The organism is Nonomuraea africana (assembly GCF_014873535.1).
GTDB classification, from domain to species: domain Bacteria; phylum Actinomycetota; class Actinomycetes; order Streptosporangiales; family Streptosporangiaceae; genus Nonomuraea; species Nonomuraea africana.
This window is the reverse complement of the sequence record NZ_JADBEF010000001.1, coordinates 1,461,571-1,479,328: the sequence shown is the minus strand read 5'-3', so window position 1 is coordinate 1,479,328 and position 17,758 is coordinate 1,461,571. Positions and strand designations below refer to the sequence as shown.

General features: G+C 71.8%; 17 protein-coding genes. 6 read left to right on the top strand and 11 right to left on the bottom strand.

Going from position 1 to position 17,758, the window contains the following annotated elements:
• Positions 1-28: 28 nt before the first annotated feature.
• From H4W81_RS06770 to H4W81_RS06760, 3 genes are read right to left on the bottom strand one after another with little or no spacing between them, the layout of a single operon-like run.
• Positions 29-1,096 carry an ATP-binding protein gene (locus tag H4W81_RS06770; RefSeq protein ID WP_192773986.1) on the bottom strand — a complete coding sequence of 356 codons (1,068 nt, stop codon included), beginning with the start codon at positions 1,094-1,096 and terminating at the stop codon, positions 29-31.
• On the bottom strand, positions 1,093-2,421 hold the full coding sequence (locus H4W81_RS06765) for a DUF5691 domain-containing protein (protein ID WP_318781568.1): 1,329 nt from the start codon (positions 2,419-2,421) through the stop codon (positions 1,093-1,095). Before H4W81_RS06765 ends, H4W81_RS06770 begins: the two co-directional genes overlap by 4 nt.
• Entirely contained in the window at positions 2,418-3,389 is a 972-nt protein-coding gene (locus H4W81_RS06760) for an SWIM zinc finger family protein (protein WP_192773985.1), read from the bottom strand. The genes H4W81_RS06765 and H4W81_RS06760 overlap by 4 nt, the downstream gene beginning before the upstream one ends.
• A gap of 186 nt (positions 3,390-3,575) precedes the next feature.
• On the opposite strand from H4W81_RS06760, the gene H4W81_RS06755 reads away from it, so the two are divergent.
• From H4W81_RS06755 to H4W81_RS06730, 6 genes are all read left to right on the top strand, one after another.
• Positions 3,576-4,121 (top strand): cupin domain-containing protein, encoded by a 546-nt coding sequence (locus H4W81_RS06755; RefSeq protein ID WP_318781567.1) that lies wholly within the window; start codon positions 3,576-3,578, stop codon positions 4,119-4,121.
• A gap of 18 nt (positions 4,122-4,139) precedes the next feature.
• Positions 4,140-4,502: an iron chaperone gene (locus tag H4W81_RS06750; RefSeq protein ID WP_192773984.1), complete on the top strand. Its 363-nt coding sequence runs from the start codon at positions 4,140-4,142 to the stop codon at positions 4,500-4,502.
• A 67-nt stretch (positions 4,503-4,569) separates the two neighbouring features.
• Complete coding sequence (locus H4W81_RS06745; RefSeq protein WP_192773983.1) at positions 4,570-6,105, top strand: aldehyde dehydrogenase family protein; 1,536 nt, start codon at positions 4,570-4,572, stop codon at positions 6,103-6,105.
• A gap of 117 nt (positions 6,106-6,222) precedes the next feature.
• A complete protein-coding gene (locus tag H4W81_RS06740) occupies positions 6,223-8,232 on the top strand; it encodes a CehA/McbA family metallohydrolase (RefSeq protein ID WP_192773982.1) in 2,010 nt (669 codons plus the stop codon).
• 77 nt (positions 8,233-8,309) lie between these two features.
• Positions 8,310-8,570, top strand: a complete 261-nt coding sequence (locus tag H4W81_RS06735; protein ID WP_192773981.1) for a hypothetical protein — start codon at positions 8,310-8,312, stop codon at positions 8,568-8,570.
• Complete coding sequence (locus tag H4W81_RS06730) at positions 8,567-9,007, top strand: hypothetical protein (protein WP_192773980.1); 441 nt, start codon at positions 8,567-8,569, stop codon at positions 9,005-9,007. The genes H4W81_RS06735 and H4W81_RS06730 overlap by 4 nt, the downstream gene beginning before the upstream one ends.
• Positions 9,008-9,102: 95 nt before the next feature.
• Here H4W81_RS06730 and glnII read toward each other — a convergent pair whose 3' ends face one another.
• The 8 genes from glnII to H4W81_RS06690 all read right to left on the bottom strand — a co-directional run bounded on the left by glnII (position 9,103) and on the right by H4W81_RS06690 (position 17,746).
• Positions 9,103-10,122 carry a glutamine synthetase gene (glnII, locus tag H4W81_RS49175; RefSeq protein ID WP_192773979.1) on the bottom strand — a complete coding sequence of 340 codons (1,020 nt, stop codon included), beginning with the start codon at positions 10,120-10,122 and terminating at the stop codon, positions 9,103-9,105.
• Between the two features lie 84 nt (positions 10,123-10,206).
• Positions 10,207-12,108, bottom strand: a complete 1,902-nt coding sequence (locus H4W81_RS06720; RefSeq protein ID WP_192773978.1) for a sensor histidine kinase — start codon at positions 12,106-12,108, stop codon at positions 10,207-10,209.
• A 2-nt stretch (positions 12,109-12,110) separates the two neighbouring features.
• Positions 12,111-13,346 (bottom strand): amidohydrolase family protein, encoded by a 1,236-nt coding sequence (locus H4W81_RS06715; protein WP_318781566.1) that lies wholly within the window; start codon positions 13,344-13,346, stop codon positions 12,111-12,113.
• Entirely contained in the window at positions 13,343-14,164 is an 822-nt protein-coding gene (locus H4W81_RS06710; protein WP_192773976.1) for an energy-coupling factor transporter transmembrane component T family protein, read from the bottom strand. The genes H4W81_RS06715 and H4W81_RS06710 overlap by 4 nt, the downstream gene beginning before the upstream one ends.
• A 3-nt stretch (positions 14,165-14,167) precedes the next feature.
• Positions 14,168-14,731 carry an ECF transporter S component gene (locus tag H4W81_RS06705; RefSeq protein ID WP_192773975.1) on the bottom strand — a complete coding sequence of 188 codons (564 nt, stop codon included), beginning with the start codon at positions 14,729-14,731 and terminating at the stop codon, positions 14,168-14,170.
• A gap of 17 nt (positions 14,732-14,748) precedes the next feature.
• The gene (locus H4W81_RS06700; protein ID WP_192773974.1) at positions 14,749-16,350 is read right to left on the bottom strand and encodes an ABC transporter ATP-binding protein; all 1,602 of its coding nucleotides are present in this window, start codon (positions 16,348-16,350) and stop codon (positions 14,749-14,751) included.
• Positions 16,347-17,447, bottom strand: a complete 1,101-nt coding sequence (locus tag H4W81_RS06695; RefSeq protein ID WP_192773973.1) for an adenosylhomocysteinase — start codon at positions 17,445-17,447, stop codon at positions 16,347-16,349. The genes H4W81_RS06700 and H4W81_RS06695 overlap by 4 nt, the downstream gene beginning before the upstream one ends.
• Entirely contained in the window at positions 17,441-17,746 is a 306-nt protein-coding gene (locus H4W81_RS06690; protein ID WP_192773972.1) for a Rossmann-fold NAD(P)-binding domain-containing protein, read from the bottom strand. The genes H4W81_RS06695 and H4W81_RS06690 overlap by 7 nt, the downstream gene beginning before the upstream one ends.
• Positions 17,747-17,758 lie beyond the last annotated feature (12 nt).

Genomic DNA, 17,758 nt, shown 5'->3' with positions numbered 1-17,758 from the left:
GACACCTCCGGACGGCCGCCGCGCGGCATCAGGAGACCTCCCTGCAGGCGCGGTAGAAGTCGCGCCAGTCTTCGCGTTCGCGCACGACGGTCTCGAGGTATTCGCGCCACACCACCTGGTCGGACACCGGCTCCTGCACGACCGCGCCGACGATGCCGGCCGCCACGTCGGCAGCCCGCAGGACCCCGTCGCCGAAGTGGGCGGCCAGGGCGAGGCCGTTGGTCAGCACGGAGATGGCCTCGGCGGTGGACAGGGTGCCGCTCGGCGACTTGACCTTGGTGCGCCCGTCCTCGGTGACGCCGTCGCGCAGCTCGCGGAAGACGGTGACGACCCTGCGGATCTCGGACATCCCGGTCGTCGCCTCGGGCAGCTCCAGCGACCGGCCGAGCTGGGCGACGCGCCGCGTGACGATGTCGACCTCCTCCTCGGCGGTGGCCGGCAGGGACAGCACGACGGTGTTGAAGCGCCGCCGCAGGGCGCTGGACAGCTCGTTGACGCCCCTGTCGCGGTCGTTGGCGGTGGCGATGACGTTGAACCCGCGCCGCGCCTGCACCTCCTGGTTGAGCTCGGGGATCGGCAGCGTCTTCTCCGACAGGACGGTGATCAGCGCGTCCTGCACGTCGGACGGCATGCGGGTCAGCTCCTCCACCCGCGCGATCCGGCCCTCGGCCATGGCGCGCATGACGGGGGACGGCGTCAGCGCCTCCCGCGAGGGCCCCTCGGCCAGCAGCCTGGCGTAGTTCCAGCCGTAGCGGATCGACTCCTCGGCTGTGCCCGCCGTACCCTGCACCAGGAGGGTGGAGTCGCCGCTGATGGCGGCGGCCAGGTGCTCCGACAGCCACGTCTTGGCGGTGCCCGGCACGCCGAGCAGCAGCAGCGCGCGGTCGGTGGCCAGCGTGGCGACGGCCACCTCGACGACGCGCCTGGCGCCGACGTACTTCGGGGTGATCCGGTCGCCGTCGCCGAGCAGGTAGGTCGTGACCGCCCACGGCGACAGCTTCCAGCCGGGCGGTCTGACCCTGTCGTCCTCCTTGGCCAGCAGCGCCAGCTCCTCGGCGTGGTCGTCTTCGGCGTGCGGCCGCAGCACGGTGGTCAACGCAGCTCCTTCATCATGTCGGCGCGGAAACGCAGCAGGCCCGGCACGCCCTCGACGCCTTCGGCGAGAAAGTGCAGCGAGGGGTCGATGCGCTCGCCCGCCATCGCCGACAGCTCGCTGAGGTTCCACGGCTGGGTCACCGCCACCTGCCTGATCTTGCTCAGCACGGCCTGGGCGAGCCCCTGCCGCCACGGGGTCGCCGCCCCGCCCAAGACCATGATCATCTGGCCGTCGACGCCGTGCCTGCGCACGAAGTCGGCGGCCACCTCGTCCTGGTCGACCGGCGGCAGGACGGCCAGCAGATCGGCCAGCGGGTCGCACGCGAACAGCGCCCTGGCCCACACGGGATCCCGCTGCAGCACCGCGGCCCGCACCCACCCCGACCGCACCTCGCGGGCCCAGTCGGGGATCTTCGTCCTGAGCAGCGCGGTGCTCCACATCCGCAGCGGCGCCCGCGAGACCACCTGCTGCAGCCACCAGGCGCGCTCGCCCGTACCCCTGGGCGGTCTCGCCCTGATGCCGTCGCGCTCCATGGACCTGTCGCACGCGGCGGGCGGCTCGACCACGATCGTCGCCCCCTCGACGCGCAGGCAGCGGGCGGCCCTGTCGGCCATCCGGCCCGCGAGGCGTGACTCGGGGAGCCTGGTCAGAAGATCTGCGGCCGCCTGGCGCACTTCCCTGCGCCGGTCGTCGAGCGCGCTCTCGAGGAACGGCTCGTCGGCCATCGACAGCCCTTCGTCCAGCAGCGGAAGGAGGCGCGCCCGGTCGTCGGGCGTCTCCTTCTCCCAGGCCTCCTCGAGCAGGCGCCTGGCCGCCTCAGGGTCCTTGCCGCGCAGGTCGGCCAGGTAGGCCCTGCGGTCGCCCTGGCTGCCCAGCTCCCAGATCTCGCCGGTGGGCTCCTCCAGCAGGTAGGACCAGGAGGGGTTGAGCGCGGCCAGCCACCTGCCGCGCCGTCCCGCGAGCACGCCGAGCTGCGGCCTGATCGAACGGTCTCTTGCGCCTTTGTCGAGCAGCTCGGGCAGCACCTGCGGCGGCACCCTGCGCCCGGTGGCGGCCGCCGCGGCCAGCCATTCGGGCAGGACGCGAGGGTGCTCGCCGCCGAGGATGCGCGCCAGCCGCGCGGCCGCCGCGCGCCCGACCGCCTCGCGCTCCTCCGCCGGCGCGGGCGCCACCGTCGGCCGCCCGGCCGCGGCTCCGGGAGCGACCTGGCCCGCGCGCAGGCGCACCACCTCGACCGCCGCGTCACCCAGCAGGTCACCGTCGTACGGCCGGCGGTCCGTGCCGACCAGCGCGGCCGACACCAGCTCCGCCCACCTGTCGGTCACAGGATCACCGCCTGACCGTGCTCGTCCCAGGCGGTGAGCGGCACCAGACCGCGCGGCGTCCATTCGACGGCCACGGTGAGCGGGCGCCCGCCCGAGAGCGCGATCAGCCGCCAGGGGGTGGCCACCCTGGGATGCAGGGGGAGGCCGCCGAGCGTGGCGGCGGTGGGCAGTGCCGCCGCGAGGACGAGGGGCCACGAGTCGGTCCACGGATCTCCGGCCAGCGCCTTCGCCACTGTGTCCAGCGCCTCGTCCTCGGACATGCCCGGCGGCACCGGCTCACCGACGCCAGGGGCAACGGGTTCATCGAGGCGGGTGGCTACGGGCTCGTCGAAGCGGGTGGCGACGAGGGCTCGCAAGGGCGCGGCTCCGGGGTAGAAGGCGAGCGAGGCGTCGAGGACCTCCCCCGTGACCAGCGAGTCGTCGAGCGGGTGACCGATCGGCGCGAAGGTCAGCACGAGGGCCGCCCGCCCCGTCCGCCGCCCCAGCAACCACACCCTGCGCGCCACCAGCCGGTCTTGAATCTCGTCGCGCCGCCCCACGACGTGCCAGAGATCGCGCACCGCGGGCCCGGCGAGCACCTTCTCGCGCGTGACGAGGTAGCCGACTCTGGTGCGCACCGTCTGTGCGAGGTCGTCGGGCAGTTCGTCGAGCCTGCGGTGCCCCGCCGCGAGCAGGTGGAGCATCGTGATCTGAGCCAGCAGCCGCTCGGGCCAGTCGGCCGCCGACCGCGCCTCGCCCAGCGCGCCCACCATGGCGGCCGCCCCCGGCGCCTGGGCGTCGACGAGCCGCCTCGCCAGGTGCTGCCACTCGCTCTCGGAGGCCGCGGCGAGCCCTTTCCGCACCTGGTCGGCGAGCCACCTCTCCAGCTCCGACAGCCCGGCGGCGACCCTCGCCCGCCGGGCCTGCGCGCTCCGCCCGCCGCCCTCCGAGGGAGCGTCCGGCGCCGAGGGGGACCTCCGTTCGATCACCCGCCGCACACTAACGGCTCGCACCGACAATTCCAGGTCCGGGGATTTTTCGGTCGGGCCGTCGGATGTCACCTCCTGGAGGACGGCCGGCGAAGGAGATCGGCGGCCTGACCGTGCACCTCTCCGAGGACCCGGGAGTGATCAACACGCGTGGCGTCAAGGTGGGCCGCGGCTAGACTCGGCACGGTGAAGCTGAAGGTCTACCCCGACGGTCCCAGCGTCGACGTCGACGGCGAGGACGAGGCGCTCGCCAGCGACCTCCCCGGCCAGCTCGTCCTCGACGGCACCCGCTTCCTGCGCCGCGACGTCACCGGCAAGGCCGTCGCCTTCGTCGAGCGCCCGCCCATCGCGGCGGCCCTCGACCTCCTCCCCCACCCCGAGGGCGGCTGGTTCAGGCAGACCTGGAAGACCGCCCTCACCTTCGAGCCCGACGGCTACGACGGCCCGAGGGCCACCGCCACCGGCATCTACTTCCTCCTCCAGCCGGGCGAGGAGTCCGTCCCGCACATGGTCAAGTCGGACGAGGTCTGGCTGTGGCACAGGGGCGGCCCGCTCACCCTCTCCATCGGCGAAGAGACGATCACCCTAGGGCCGCTGGTCGAGGAGGGCCAGCTGCCCCAGGCGCGGGTGCCCGCCGGAGTCTGGCAGGCCGCCCGCCCCGCGGGCGAGGAGGCGGTGCTGGTCAGCTGCGTCGTCTCCCCCGGCTTCGAGTTCGCCGACTTCACGGCCTGAGACGAGAGGCCAGAGAGCATGAGGCCCGAGACCCTGACCGTCGACGACTACCTCGCGGCGGTGCCCCCGGAGCGCGCCGAGGCCATGGCGCTGATCAGGCGGATGTGCCTGGAGGAGCTGACCGGCTTCACCGAGACCATCCTGTACGGCATGCCGGCCTACACCCGCGACGGCGTCGGGGAGGTGGCCTTCGCCAGCCAGAAGCAGTACATCTCCATCTACCTCACCCGCACCGACGTCCGCGACGCGCACGCCGACCGTCTCGTGGGGCATGACATGGGCAAGGGCTGCCTGCGCTTCCGCCGCCCCGACAAGATGGACGCCGATCTCGTCCGCTCCATGCTGAGGGCGACGGCCGCCACGCGCGGACCGGTCTGCTGACGGCGCTTTCCGACAAGTCGTGCGGAATGATTGGCTGGTTGCAGGAAATTCCACAAGGAGGTCACCGGTGACCCGTCAGATCGTCTCCGTCGTCGGCGGCAAGGATGCCGCCTCCTTCACCACCTACGACTCCACCAACCCGGCCAGGACCTCGGAGGTCGTGGCGCGCGTGGGGTTCGCGGACGCCGGCACCTTCGCCGCCGCCTGCCGTACCGCCCAGGAGGCCCAGCGGGAGTGGGCGCGCACGCCCGCGCCGGTGCGCGGCAGGGTGATCGCCTCGATCGGCCGCCTCGTGGAGGCGAACGCCGAAGCGCTGGCCGCGCTGGTCACCGAGGAGATCGGCAAGCCGTACGCCGAGGCGCTGGGCGAGGTCCGCGAGATCGTCGACACCTGCGACTTCTTCCTCGGTGAGGGCCGCAGGCTCTACGGCCAGACAGTGCCGTCCGAGATGCCGGACAAGAACCTGTTCACCTTCCGCAACCCGGTGGGCGTCGCGGCGGTGATCACGGCGGGCAACTTCCCTGTGGCGGTGCCGAGCTGGTATCTCGTGCCCGCGCTGCTGTGCGGCAACGCGGTGGTGTGGAAGCCCGCCGAGTACGCCGCCGCCTCCGCGCACGCGATGTACCGCCTGTTCGCCGCCTCCGGGCTGCCCGAGGGCGTGCTCAACGTGGTCTTCGCCGACGGCGTGCAGACCTTCGAGGGGCTGGAGCGCGCGCTGGAGGAGGGCACCGTGCAGAAGGTCGGCTTCACCGGCTCCTCCGAGGTCGGCAGGAAGATCGGCGAGCTGTGCGGACGGCACCTGCAGTCGCCGTGCCTGGAGCTCGGCGGCAAGAACCCGATGGTCGTCATGCCCGACGCCGACCTCGACCTGGCCGTGGAGGGCGCGCTGTTCGCCGGGTTCGGCACGGCGGGCCAGCGCTGCACCAGCCTCGGCACGGTGATCGTGCACGAGTCGATCCACGACGCGTTCGTCGAGCGCTTCGCCACGGCGGTCAAGGCGGCCAAGGTCGGCGAGCCGATGGGCGACGTGCTGGCCGGGCCGCTGCTCGACCAGAAGTTCGCCGACCGGTTCGAGGAGTTCCTGACCTGGGTCGAGCCGCACCACACGGTCGTCTCCGGCGCGACGGGGAAGATCTCGGCGAGCAGCCCGCGTGACGGCTTCACCGGCGAGGGCGGCCTCTACTACCACCCGACGATCGTCGACGGCGTCACCCCCGAGGACCGGCTGTTCCTGGAGGAGACCTTCGGCCCGATCGTCGGCGTCACCGCCTTCAGGACCCTCGACGAGGCGATCGAGCTGGCGAACCTGCCCGGCTACGGCCTGTCGTCGTCGATCTACACCACCGATCCGAGGTCCGCCTTCCGCTTCCGCGAGGGCATCTCGGCGGGCATGGTCAGCGTCAACAACTCCACCAGCGGCGCCGAGGCGCACCTGCCCTTCGGCGGCAACGGCAAGTCCGGCAACGGCAGCCGCCAGTCCGGACTGTGGGTGCTCGACCAGTTCACCCGCTGGCAGGCGATGAACTGGGACCACTCGGGCAGGCTGCAGAAGGCCCAGATGGACGTCGCCGACATCGTCCCGGACCTGGAGTTCCGCCTCTGACGTTGATCCGGGTCGTAGCTGCGTCACCCCGGGTGGGGGAAAACCACATCCGCCCCGCCGCAGGCCAACGCCGGTGTGTGTCACGATGACGGCGCCTGCGATTACGGGGAGATACCGATGCGTGACGATCCGATGCTTCCAGAGCCCGTCGCCCGGATGCTGGAGGAATACCGACAGCTCCTCGCCGACCACGGGATGACCTGGGGCGAACCTCCCATCGCCTATGTCAGGGTCATGAGCCAGTCACGGTTCGTGGAGGTCGGTCCGTTCTGGCGCGAGGCCAGGCGCCTGGTCAGGGAGCAGGTCCCGGGCGCGGGGCCGGCCGAGCTGCAGCGGCTGGAGTGCGAGCTCGACTACGACGAGGTACTGCGTGGCGCGCTCGGCCCCATCCCGCCCGAGGGGCTGGCGGTGCTCCGCCTCACCCCGGACGGCCACGATCTGCGTGGCCGCACGAGGGCGGTGGTGGGCGGCGCGCCGCTGCCGCTCACGCTGCTGATCGACAGCGCGTGCGACCACGCGGCGTACGTGATGGTGAACGAGCAGGAGTACGAGGTCGGCGCCAAGGGCGCGCGTCTGGTGGAGCTCGACACGGCCGCCGACGTGCGCATCGACGGCCGCGTCATCAACCTGTCCGGCCTGACCCGCACCGCGCCCAGGGCCGCCCTCCGCCTGCGCGCGGGCTTCCCGTGCCGGTGGAGCGTGTGGAACGCCGACGGCCAGGGCTGGTACCCGCCCGGCGTGCCGCCCAAGCGCGACTACAACGGCGTGCCGTACTTCCACGGCGACGACCTGGTCCTTCCCGTCCCCGCCGAGCCGCTGACGGTGCGCGTCACCAGGGGCATGGAGTACGGCTGCGCGGAGACCTCCCTCACCCCGCCCGAGCACATCGAGACGCTCGTGGAGCTGGCGCCCAAGCGCATCTACGACGCGGCGGCCAGGGGCTGGTACGGCGGCGACCTGCACGTCCACCTCAACTACGTCGGCGACCTGGTGGCGCCGCCGAAGTGGGCGGCCGACTCCCAGCACGGCGAAGACCTCCACGTGCTGAGCCTGCTGGCGGCCAACGTCTCGGGCGAGCGGGTGCTCGACAAGGAGGCGCTGGAGCACTGGGCGGGGCAGGACCTGCCGTGGTCCGACGCGACCCACGTGGCCAGGATGGGCGTCGAGCACCGCAACGACCTGTTCGGCCACCTGCACGCCTTCGCGCCCGACGGCCCGCCCTCGCTCTACTCGACGGGGTTCGCGGGCGCGCCCGACTGGCCGCCGACGACGGAGGCGCTGAAGGAGCTGAGAGAGCTGGGCGCGCTGGTCGGCTACGCCCACGCCTTCCGCGGCCCGACCGAGACGCCCGAGCAGCTGGTCGGCACGCCGGGCTGCACGGCCAGGATGGTCGTCGTCGACGCGGCGCTCGGCCTCGTCGACGGGTTCGAGCTGCTGCACTTCTCCAGCGCGACAGGCTCGGCGCGGGCCTACCGGCGGCTGATCGGCGCGGGCAACCGGCTGGCGGCGGTGGCGGGCACCGACTCGATGCTCACCTTCACCAGGCAGCGGATGGAGATGGTGGCCAGTCCCGTCGGCTGGGAGCGCACCTACGCGCGGGTGGAGGGGCCGCTGACCGCGGCCGCCTACGCCGACGCCGTACGGCGGGGGCGCACGTTCGCCACGACGGGGCCGTTCCTCGAGCTGTCGGTGGAGGGCAGAGGGCCCGGAGAGACGCTCGACCTGATGCAGGGTGAGCGGGTCCGCGTGACGGCCAAGGTGGTCGGACCCGAGGTGGAGCGGCTGACGCTGCTGACGGCCGACGGCGAGCTGGCCTCCTCACCGGGCTCCGAGGTGAGCGCGGAGCTGACCGTGCAGTGGCCGACGTACGTGGTGGCGGTGGCCGACGGCGCGGCCCACCCGCGCTCGCTGTTCACCCACGTCTACGCCCACACCAGCCCGGTTTACCTGGACGTCGACCACCGCAGGGTGGCGAGGGAGGACGACGTGACGTTCTGCCTGCGATGGATCGACCTGCTGGAGGAACTGGTGCGCACGACGGCCAGACTGGAGCACCGGCGGCAGCTCGACGACTACCTGTCGGTGTTCGACGAGGCCCGCAGGGTGTACCGCTCGCGCCTGGCTTGAGGAAAGGGACCCCATGACGGAGGCGACATCAGAAGCTCCATGTTGCATGCATGATGTATGCACCGCATACTGACCGTATGGCTGAGGCTCCCAAATCGACGTCCATCCGGGTACCGGAAGACCTTCGCGACCAACTCGCCGCCATCGCCGGGCGCCGCCCTCTCGCCGACGCGCTGGCCCAGCTCATCGAGGAGCACGAGACCCGACGGATGCAGGCCCAAGCGGCGTTCGCGGATGCCCTCACGAAGGGCCGCATCGAGCACCCGGAGGTCCACGAGCTGTCCCTGAAACGTGCGGACAACGCCGTCGAACTGCTGCGGCGGATGAGCGCTCAGTGATCGACCTCGGATACGTGCTCGATACCTCCCTGCTGGCCGAGATGGGGCGCGGAGACTTCGGCCTGATCGATCTGGTTGCCACGCTTGACGGGCGGAGCGTCCGGATGAGCGTCCCGATCCTCGCGCTGTCCGTCGCCGCGGCGCACCTGAACAAGGATCAGCGAGACCTCCTCGCCGGGGCGCTGCTGCTGGAGCACGTGAAGCTCGACGGCCTCTCCAGCCTTGATGACGCCGTGCGCCTCACTGTGCTGGTCGAGCGGCTGGATGATCCTCCAAGCCGGCGTTCCCCTGATCTGGTCGCGGCACACACGGCCGCTGTGGCGCGCCGACTCGGCTGGCCTGTCCTGACTGCCGATCGCAAGCGCTGGAGTGAAGAGATCAGGCCGCTGTTGCCGTGGGACCTGATCGTGGTAGATCTTCAGGAGTTCGACAGTTGAGCTTGCCCTGATGTGGCCGTACGCGAAAGCCCGCCGCTGCGCTGCAGCGGCGGGCTTTCGATGTCTCAACCCACCGAAGGGGAGAGACCTTGCGCTCAGACCTGGCCGGCCTTCTCCAGGGCGGTGCAGCAGGTGTCGACCAGCAGACGGGTCACCACGTACGGGTCGACGTTGGCGTTCGGGCGGCGGTCCTCGATGTAGCCCTTCTTGTCCACCTCGACCTGCCACGGGATGCGCACCGACGCGCCGCGGTGGGAGACGCCGTAGCTGTACTTGTTCCACGGGGCGGTCTCGTGGGCGCCGGTCAGGCGGGACTCGATGCCCGAGCCGTACTGGGAGACGTGCTCCATCGGCTTGTCGCCCTCGCCCAGCGCCTCACACGCGGTGATGATGGCGTCGTAGCCCTCGCGCATCGCCTTGGTGGAGAAGTTGGTGTGCGCGCCGGCGCCGTTCCAGTCGCCGCGGGCGGGCTTGGCGTCGAGGGTGGCCTCCACGCCGAACTCCTCGGCGGTGCGGTAGAGCAGCCAGCGGGCGATCCAGAGGTGGTCGGAGACCTCCAGCGGACCGGCCGGGCCTACCTGGAACTCCCACTGGCCGGGCATGACCTCGGCGTTGATGCCGGAGATGGCCAGACCGGCGGCGAGGCAGCGGTCGAGGTGCAGCTCGACGATCTCACGGCCGAAGATGGCGTCCGCGCCGACACCGCAGTAGTACGGGCCCTGCGGGGCGGGGAAGCCGCCCTCGGGGAAGCCGAGCGGGCGCGAGCCCTTGAAGAAGGTGTACTCCTGCTCGATGCCGAACCACGACTCCTGGTCGGCGAAACGCTCGGCGATCGGACGGAGCAGCGCGCGGGTGTTGCTGCCGTGCGCCTGGCCGTCGATCTCCTCCACCTCGCACAGGACGAGAATGTGCTCACCACCGCGAATGGGGTCGGGGCAGGTGAAGACAGGGCGGAGCACCCGGTCGGAGGAGTGGCCCTCGGCCTGGTTCGTGCTCGAGCCGTCGAAGCCCCACACCGGCGGCGTGGCGCCGTCGGCCAGGATCTTCGTCTTCGAGCGGAGCAGAGCCGTGGGCTCGGTGCCGTCGATCCAGATGTACTCAGCCTTGATGCTCACGGCGGTCCTTTCGGGGTGTTTCTCAGCCACGCCGAGATTCGCAGTGGACCGTTTCGCGGTCTTTGCCCGTATGTGAACGGCGTGTTAATCGGCCTGGGTGTGAGCAAGGTCACTCGTGGGGTCGGTCATGAGCGACGGAGGGATCAGGACGACCGCCGTGGTCCCGCCGTACGGCGAGCGCTGCAGGGTGACCTTGATGCCGTGCCGTACGGCCAGCCGCCCGACGACGAACAGGCCCAGCCTGTCGCTGTCGGCCAGGTCGAACTCGGGCGGTTCGGCCAGGCGGCGGTTGAGCTCGGCGCGTTCGGCGTCGGGCAGGCCGAGCCCGCGGTCCTCGATCTCGACGGCGAAGCCGCGCGCGACCAGCTCGCCGCCCACGTCGACCTGGGTGGTGGGCGGGGAGAAGACGGTCGCGTTCTCGACCAGCTCGGCCAGCAGGTGGATGACGTCGGCCGCGGCCCCGCCGGTGAGCGTGCAGTGCGGCATGGGCCGCACGTTGACGCGCAGGTAGTCCTCGACCTCGGCGACCGCGCCGCGCACGACGTCGAGCATGGCGACGGGGCGGCGCCAGTGGCGGCCGGCGGGCGCGCCGGACAGGATGACCAGTCCCTCGGCCTGCCGCCGCATGCGGGTGGTGAGGTGGTCGAGCCTGAACAGGTCGCTGAGCTGGTCGGGCTCGGCGGTCTTGCGCTGCATCGCGTCGAGCTGGCCGAGCTGGCGGTGGACGAGGGACTGGTTGCGCCTGGCGAGGTTGCGGAAGACCCTGTTGAGCCCCTGGCGCAGCTCGGCCTGGCCGACGGCGGCCTGGACGGCCGTGCGCTGCACGCTGTCGAAGGCGTTGGCGAGGTCGCGCACCTCCTGGGTCGCGCCCGAGGTGGTGATGCGCGGGGCGCCCGCCTCGACGGGCTGGCCGAGCCGCAACCGCTCGACGATCTCCGGCAGTCGCACCTCGGCCAGGTCGGTGGCGGCGCCGCGCAGGCCGTCGAGCTCCTCCACCAGGCCGCGGCCCAGCCGTACGGACCAGATGACGGCGGCCAGGATGGCGGCCAGCCCGAGCCCGCCGACGATGATGATCCTGACGATGATGCCGCCCGCGGAGTCGTCGGTCCTCGCGGTGAGCAGGTCGATGCGCGAGGCCAGCAGCTGGTCGAGGGCGGGGTCGAGCCTGCTGGTGACGGACTGCCAGGCGGCGCGGTCGGCGGGCAGCCCGGCCTCCTCGACGATCTCGTGCTCGAGGCTGACGAGCTGCTTGTGGTCGGGTGAGGCGACCATCCGCTCGAAGGGGGCGCGCAACTCCGTGTCGAGCGCGGCGACGCCGTCGGTCAGCAGGAGCTGCCGGTTGGGCGACAGGACCTCCATGGCCTCGTACTCGTCGTGGGTGAGCTTGCCCGAGATCACCGCGCCCGAGACGAGCGCGTCCTCGCGGGAGAGCAGGTCCTGGGCGTGGGCGATGCGCCGCAGCGCGATCGCCTGCTGGAAGAGCCTGACCTCGGGGACGGTGATGAGCCGGTCGAAGAGCCGGTACACGGTGTCGGTGAGGCCGCCGTAGGCCTGGACGGCCTCCAGCCGGTTCGTCTGCCGCTCGTCCACCTTCTCCCTGAGCCTGGTCAGGCCGTGGGCGCCGTCGAGCACCGCCTCGACGGCCACGCGGACCTCCTCGTTGGTCACGGTCGAGGCCCGCTCGCCGGTGGCCCTGGTCCTGAACTGCTCGATCGCCTGGTCCGTACGGCGGCGCGCGTCGGCCAGCCGCAACGTGTCGGGCCGCTCGGAGCTGAGGAAGAGGGCGGAGTCCCTGCGTTCCTGCTGGAGGGAGCCGACCACCACGGTGGCCGGCCCGCCGATCTCCTCGAAGACGGCCGTGGCGGTGGACAGCTCGAAGAAGTCGCCGAGCGTGTGCCCCGCCACGAACGTCCACAGCCCGATGAGCGCCACGATCGGCAGGCTGAGCAGCGAGTACAGCTTGAAACGGAGACTCTGGGAGGCCATGGTCAGGTCATTTCGGTCAGAGGTGAACCGCCCACCACGGTCGCCACGCAGCGGCCCGCGCCGTGCTCGGCCAGCGCCCGGTAGGGGTTCTCGGAGGAGGGGTCGAGGTCGAACACCGCGAAGTCGGCGCGGTGCCCGGGGGTGAGGCTGCCGATCTCGTGCTCCAGGCCCATGGCGCGCGCTCCCCCGAGCGTCGCGGCCTCGATGAGGCGCCGGTCGAGGTCGGGTTCGCGGTAGCCCTGCCGTACGGCCAGCTCTCGGAGCGCGGCGACGTCGGCGAGCAGGTCGAGGGAGGGCGACGACGACAGCGAGTCGGTGCCGACGGCGATGGGGTTGCCCTCGCGCAGCAGCGCGGCCACGTCCGGCCCCGGCAGCCCGAGCACGTGGTTGGAGCGGGGGCAGAGCGCGACCGCGGTGCGCCGCTCGCGCAGCAGCGCGCGGTCCTCGGCGGTGAGGTCGACGCCGTGGGCGATGTGGCAGCCGGGCCCGAGCAGCCCCGTGGAGTCGATGTAGGCGGTGGGCGGCAGGCCCGCGCCGTGCTCGCGCAGGATGGTGAAGTCGAGGCCGAGCTTGGTGACGTACTGCTCCAGCGGGCCCGAGCCGTGCATCGTGAACTCGCGCTCGTGGACCGACTCCGAGAGGTGGATGTGGGTGCGCATGCCCCGCTCGGCCGCCAGGCGGGCCAGGTCGGCCAGCACGCCGGTGTCGAGGGAGTAGGGGGCGTGCGGGGAGATGGCGTCGGCCTTGGCGAGCAGGTCGAGGAAGCGTTCGCGGCCGCCCTCGCGCCAGCTGTCCTCGCTGTCGCCGATCGCCTCCAGGTAGCGCAGGCCGCCGAGCGGGGTGTCGACGAGCGCCTCGGGGTCGGTGACGATGTCGGCGGCGGCGGTGGTGCCGGTGCGCAGGCACTCCCACGCGCCGTCGATCGCGCCCGCCGCCCAGTCCCACGCGCTCTCGCGGTGGGCGGAGTTCCAGCTGCCGTCCTCGCCGCCGAAGTAGGCCAGGTCGAAGGCGCGCGCCCAGTCCTCGAAGGAGGCGTAGACGTGCCTGCCGATCTCGGCCATGGCGGTGTACTGCAGGTGGGTGTGGGCGTTGACCAGCCCGGCGACCAGGATCCCCTCGTAGTGGATCTCGCCCCGGCCGGTGCCGATCTCCTCGATCCTGCCCTCGCGCACGACGATCCTGCCGTCGCGCACCGCCGGCCCGGAGATGGGCAGGACCAGAGGGGCGCTGTAGCTCACGGAACCCATACGACGTCGCTCCCGAAGATCTTGTAGGCGAGCAGGCCCACCGCCAGTGCGGCGAACGCGGACAGAACAAGATAGTCGGTGCGATCAAAGGCCAGCTCGCGCATCCAGGTGCGGTGCTTGGCGCCGAACCCGCGCAGGTCCATGGCGTTGGAGGTGTCCTCGGCGTCGATGAGGGAGTTGACGGTGAGCGGGATGACGACGGGCTTGAGCGACTTCAGCCGCCTGACCGGGTTGCTGGTGCGCGGGTGGTCGTAGCCGCGCACGCGCTGGGCGTCGATGATCTCCTGCATCCCGGCCGCGGTCGACGGCAGGAAGCGGAAGGTGAGGTCCACCCCGAAGGCCAGCCGCTGCGAGACCTTGAGCCTGGCGAAGGTGACACCGAGATCGCCCGGCGCGACGCAGAACGCGACGGGAAAGCCCATCATCGCCAGCGACACGAACCGCACGAGCAGCGTCGCCGAGTACGACAGCGTGGCGGTGCTGACCGCGTTGCCGGTGATCGGCATCTCGAACAGGGTCGGCGCCTCGGTGGTCGCCTCGATCTGAAGGGCGTCGGTGAAGACGCTGTTGACCAGCACGGTGATCGTCATCAGCGTCAGCACGAACGCCCAGTTGGCCCTGACCGCCCGCCACGGGATGCCCGCCGACAGGTAGTAGGCCAGGGCCACCAGGCCGCACAGCAGGATCACCCGCAGGTCGCTGAGGCGCGCCACGGCCACGAGGTAGAGCACCGGGACCAGCAGGAGCACGCGCGGATCACGGCGGCCGAGGAAGGAGTCCCCGCCCAGGTAACGTGGCGTGACGTCCATCGGCTACCTGCCGATGCGCTTGGAGACCGGTTCCCAGACCGCGTCCAGCGCGGGCGTGAGGATGAGCGCGACGAGCGTGTTGCTGATCAGCAGCGGACCGAAGGCGATACCGGCCCACGCCCCGAAGGTCAGGTCCTGCAGCCACATGTCGGTGATGGTGGTGGCGAAGGCGATGAGCATCGCCACCCAGGTGAGCACGCCCACCGCGACCAGGCGGACGGCCTCCTTGTTGATCCGCGAGACGACGAGCGCGAACAGGATGCCCGCGAGCAGCCCGGTGAGGGCGTTGGCCAGGCTCCAGTTCCAGTAGGTGAGCGCGCCGTAGCCCTTGATCTGGTCGATGACGATGTTGCCGACCAGGCCGGTGAAGAATCCGGCGATCGGCCCGAACCTCATGCCGAAGAAGGGCACGAGGGCGAAGGCGGGGCGGATGTCGACGTTCTGGGTGCCGGGGATGGTGAAGCTGATCAGGCCGAGGACCGCGTAGAGGGCGGCGCCGACGGCGGCGAAGACCACCACTCTGGAGTTGATCTCCCAGAGGGGAGGCCGGACTGTCTCGGACTTCATGGGGGGTGAGTCCTTCCTTATTGGGGGGTTAATCGCGCTAACTCGAAGGGGTGCGGAACGGTTCCCGTGCCCTGGAGACGGTCGCGGACGGCCCGGACCAGGCTGGTGGCGCGCAGGCCCGACTCGGCCCACAGCTGCTCGCGGTGGGCCAGCTCGGCGGGGGACGCGTCCGCGACGATCCGTCCCCCGTCGACGATCACGATCCGGTCGGCGGAGGTGATCGCCAGATCGACGTCGTGGGTGATGAAGTAGACGCTGCGCAGCCCGCCGAGCACGCGTTCCATGAACGTCGTGGTGGTGTGGAGGTCCTGACCCGCGGTCGGCTCGTCGAGGATGAGCGTCTCCGGGCGCATGGCGAGGGCGAGGGCGACGGTGAGGCGGCGCTGCTGACCGTGGGAGAGCGTGTGGGGCGAGCGGTTCATGATGTCGGGCTCGTGCTGGAGCAGCATCGTGGCCAGGGCCTCGTTCGACACCTCGGCGATCCGGTCGGCCGTCCAGCCGAGGTTGCGCGGGCCGAAGGCCAGCTCCTCCCGCACCGTCGCGGAGAACAGCGCCTGGCTGGGGTTCTGGAAGACGTAGCCGAACGTCGTGGCCAGGCTCAGCACCGAGCGCCCGCCGATGGGCTCGCCGTCCACCAGCACCTCTCCCGGCTCCGGCTCGATCAGCCGCACCGCCGCGCGCAGCAGCGTCGACTTGCCCGCGCCGTTGCGGCCCAGCACGGCGACCCGTTCGGTCGCCCCGAGCGCCAGGTCGACCTCGCGCAGGACGGGCCGCTCGCCGTACCCCAGAGTGACGCCCCGGTACTCGAGGTGGGTCGCCCCGGGCCCGGCCGCCGCCCTCGGTACGGCCGGCGCCTCGGGCAGCTCGTCCGCCCTGGCCACCAGCGCCTCGAAGGGCAGCTTGACGTGCGCGACCGGCGCCGCGCGCAGGAAGCCGGGCACGTCGCCGGTGAAGCGTGGCCGCCCCTCCTCCAGGTAGAGCACCTGGGTGGGGCCGAACTCCAGCAGCTCCTCCACCCGGTGCTCGACGACGACGGCCGCGCCGCCGTCGTCCACGAAGCGGCGCAGCTCGCCCAGCAGGCGGCGGCTGGCGGCGGGGTCGAGGTTGGCCAGCGGCTCGTCGACCACGACCACCTGGGGCCGCATGACCAGCACGCCCGCGAAGGCCACCATCTGCAGCTCGCCGCCGCTCAGCTCGTGGGTGGCGCGCCGGAGCAGGTGGGTGATGCCGACCCTGGCGGCGACCTCCTCGATGCGGGCGAGGATGTCGGCTCTGGGCAGGGCGAGGTTCTCGGGGCCGAAGGCGAGCTCGGCGAAGACGGTGGCGCCGACGATCTGCTTGTGCGGGTCCTGCAGCAGGGTGCCGACCACGGTGGACAGCTGCCTGATCGTCTGCTCGGCGACGGGCCGACCGCCGACGTCCACCCTGCCGCGCACCTCGGCCCGGTAGGAGTGCGGGACCAGGCCGTTGATCATCCTGAGCAGGGTGCTCTTCCCGCACCCCGAGGGGCCGCTGACGAGCGCGAAGTCGCCCGCTCCCACGGCGAGGGAGACCTCGCTCAGCACCTGCCGGCCGGTGCTGCGGTAACGGACGGACGCGTCGCGGATGTCGATGATCACTGGTCGAGCTCCAGTCCGAGCGCGTCGAGCTTGAGCCTGGCCACCCGTTCGTCGAGGTGGCCGGGCAGCAGGTGCAGGCCTGGCGGCAGGTCGTGGGTGAGCAGGTGGCCGACCGCGAGGGCCTGCAGCGACAGGGACAGATCCATGATCTCGATCGGGTTGCCCTCGGCGGCGGCGCAGTTGACGCACTCGCCGCCGGCCAGCAGCCGGTACTTCCCCTCCACCCCTGGCTCGACCTCGTCCAGCACGCCGCCCGCGACGGCCACGAAGGCGCCGGGCCTGAGTGCCCCCAGGTGCTCCCTGGTGATCGTGTGCCGCACGCCTGTCGCGGAGAAGACCAGGTCGGCCTCGGGGCAGGCGTCGACCAGCCGCCTGACCTCGTGCCCGTCGTGGTAGGCGCGCAGCGCGGCCAGCGGGTCGACCTCGCTGACGATCACTCTGGCGCCGAGCGCGGCGGCGTAGCGGGCGACGCCCTGCCCGACGTGGCCGTAGCCGGCGACGGCGACGGTGGCGCCGTCCAGATCCAGGCCCGACAGGTCGAGGGCGGCCATGACGCACGACTGCCCCGTGCCGTGGACGTTGTCGAAGAGGTACTTCGAGCGGGCGTCGTTGACCGCCATGACGGGCACCCGCAGCGTCATCTCGCGCAGCGGGCGCAGGCCGCTGGTGGTCTCCTCGGCCGCGCCGCGCAGCCCGCCGAGGCGGTCCTCGGCGTGGGCCAGCCTGATGACCCGCGAGCCGTCGTCGACCAGGACGTCGAGGCCGCCGTCGAGCATCCGCCTGGCCAGCTCGTCGTCCTGGGCTCGGTCGGAGTCGGAGCGGGCCAGCACCGAGACGCCCTCGTGGACGAGCGCGGCGGCCACGTCGTCCATGGTCTCCCTGCCGGGACAGGTGACGGTCACCTCGGCCCCCGCGTCTCTGAGCGCGAGCGCGAGGTTGGCCGTCTTGGGCTCGAGGACCAGCACGAGGCCCACTCTGGCGCCCTCGAGGGAGAGCTCCGAGCGCAGCGCGCCCAGGACCGGCATGAAGCGGCGGGCCCAGGCGATCTTCTCCAGCCCCTCCCGCCAGCGGTCGGGGTGGCTGATGTCGGTCAGCACGTCAGGTCCACCACGAACACGTGACCGCTCGCGACGACCCCCTCGCGCATCCGCTCTCCCGCCACCGGCCGCGTGGTGGCCAGGATCGCTCCCGGTTTGAGCGCGGCGAGGTCCACGCCGTCCCCGATGACGAGGTCGGCGTCGGCGAGCGGGGCGCCGGGGTGGGCGCCCATCGCTCGCAGGCGGGTGGCGAGTCCTGGGACATCGCCCACGATCGACACGCGTTTGCCCGCCATGAGCAGGTTGGTGCGGCGCAGGAAGGTCTGGATGACGACCTGAGCGCCAGGAAGCCGGGTCATGGTCTCCGTCCG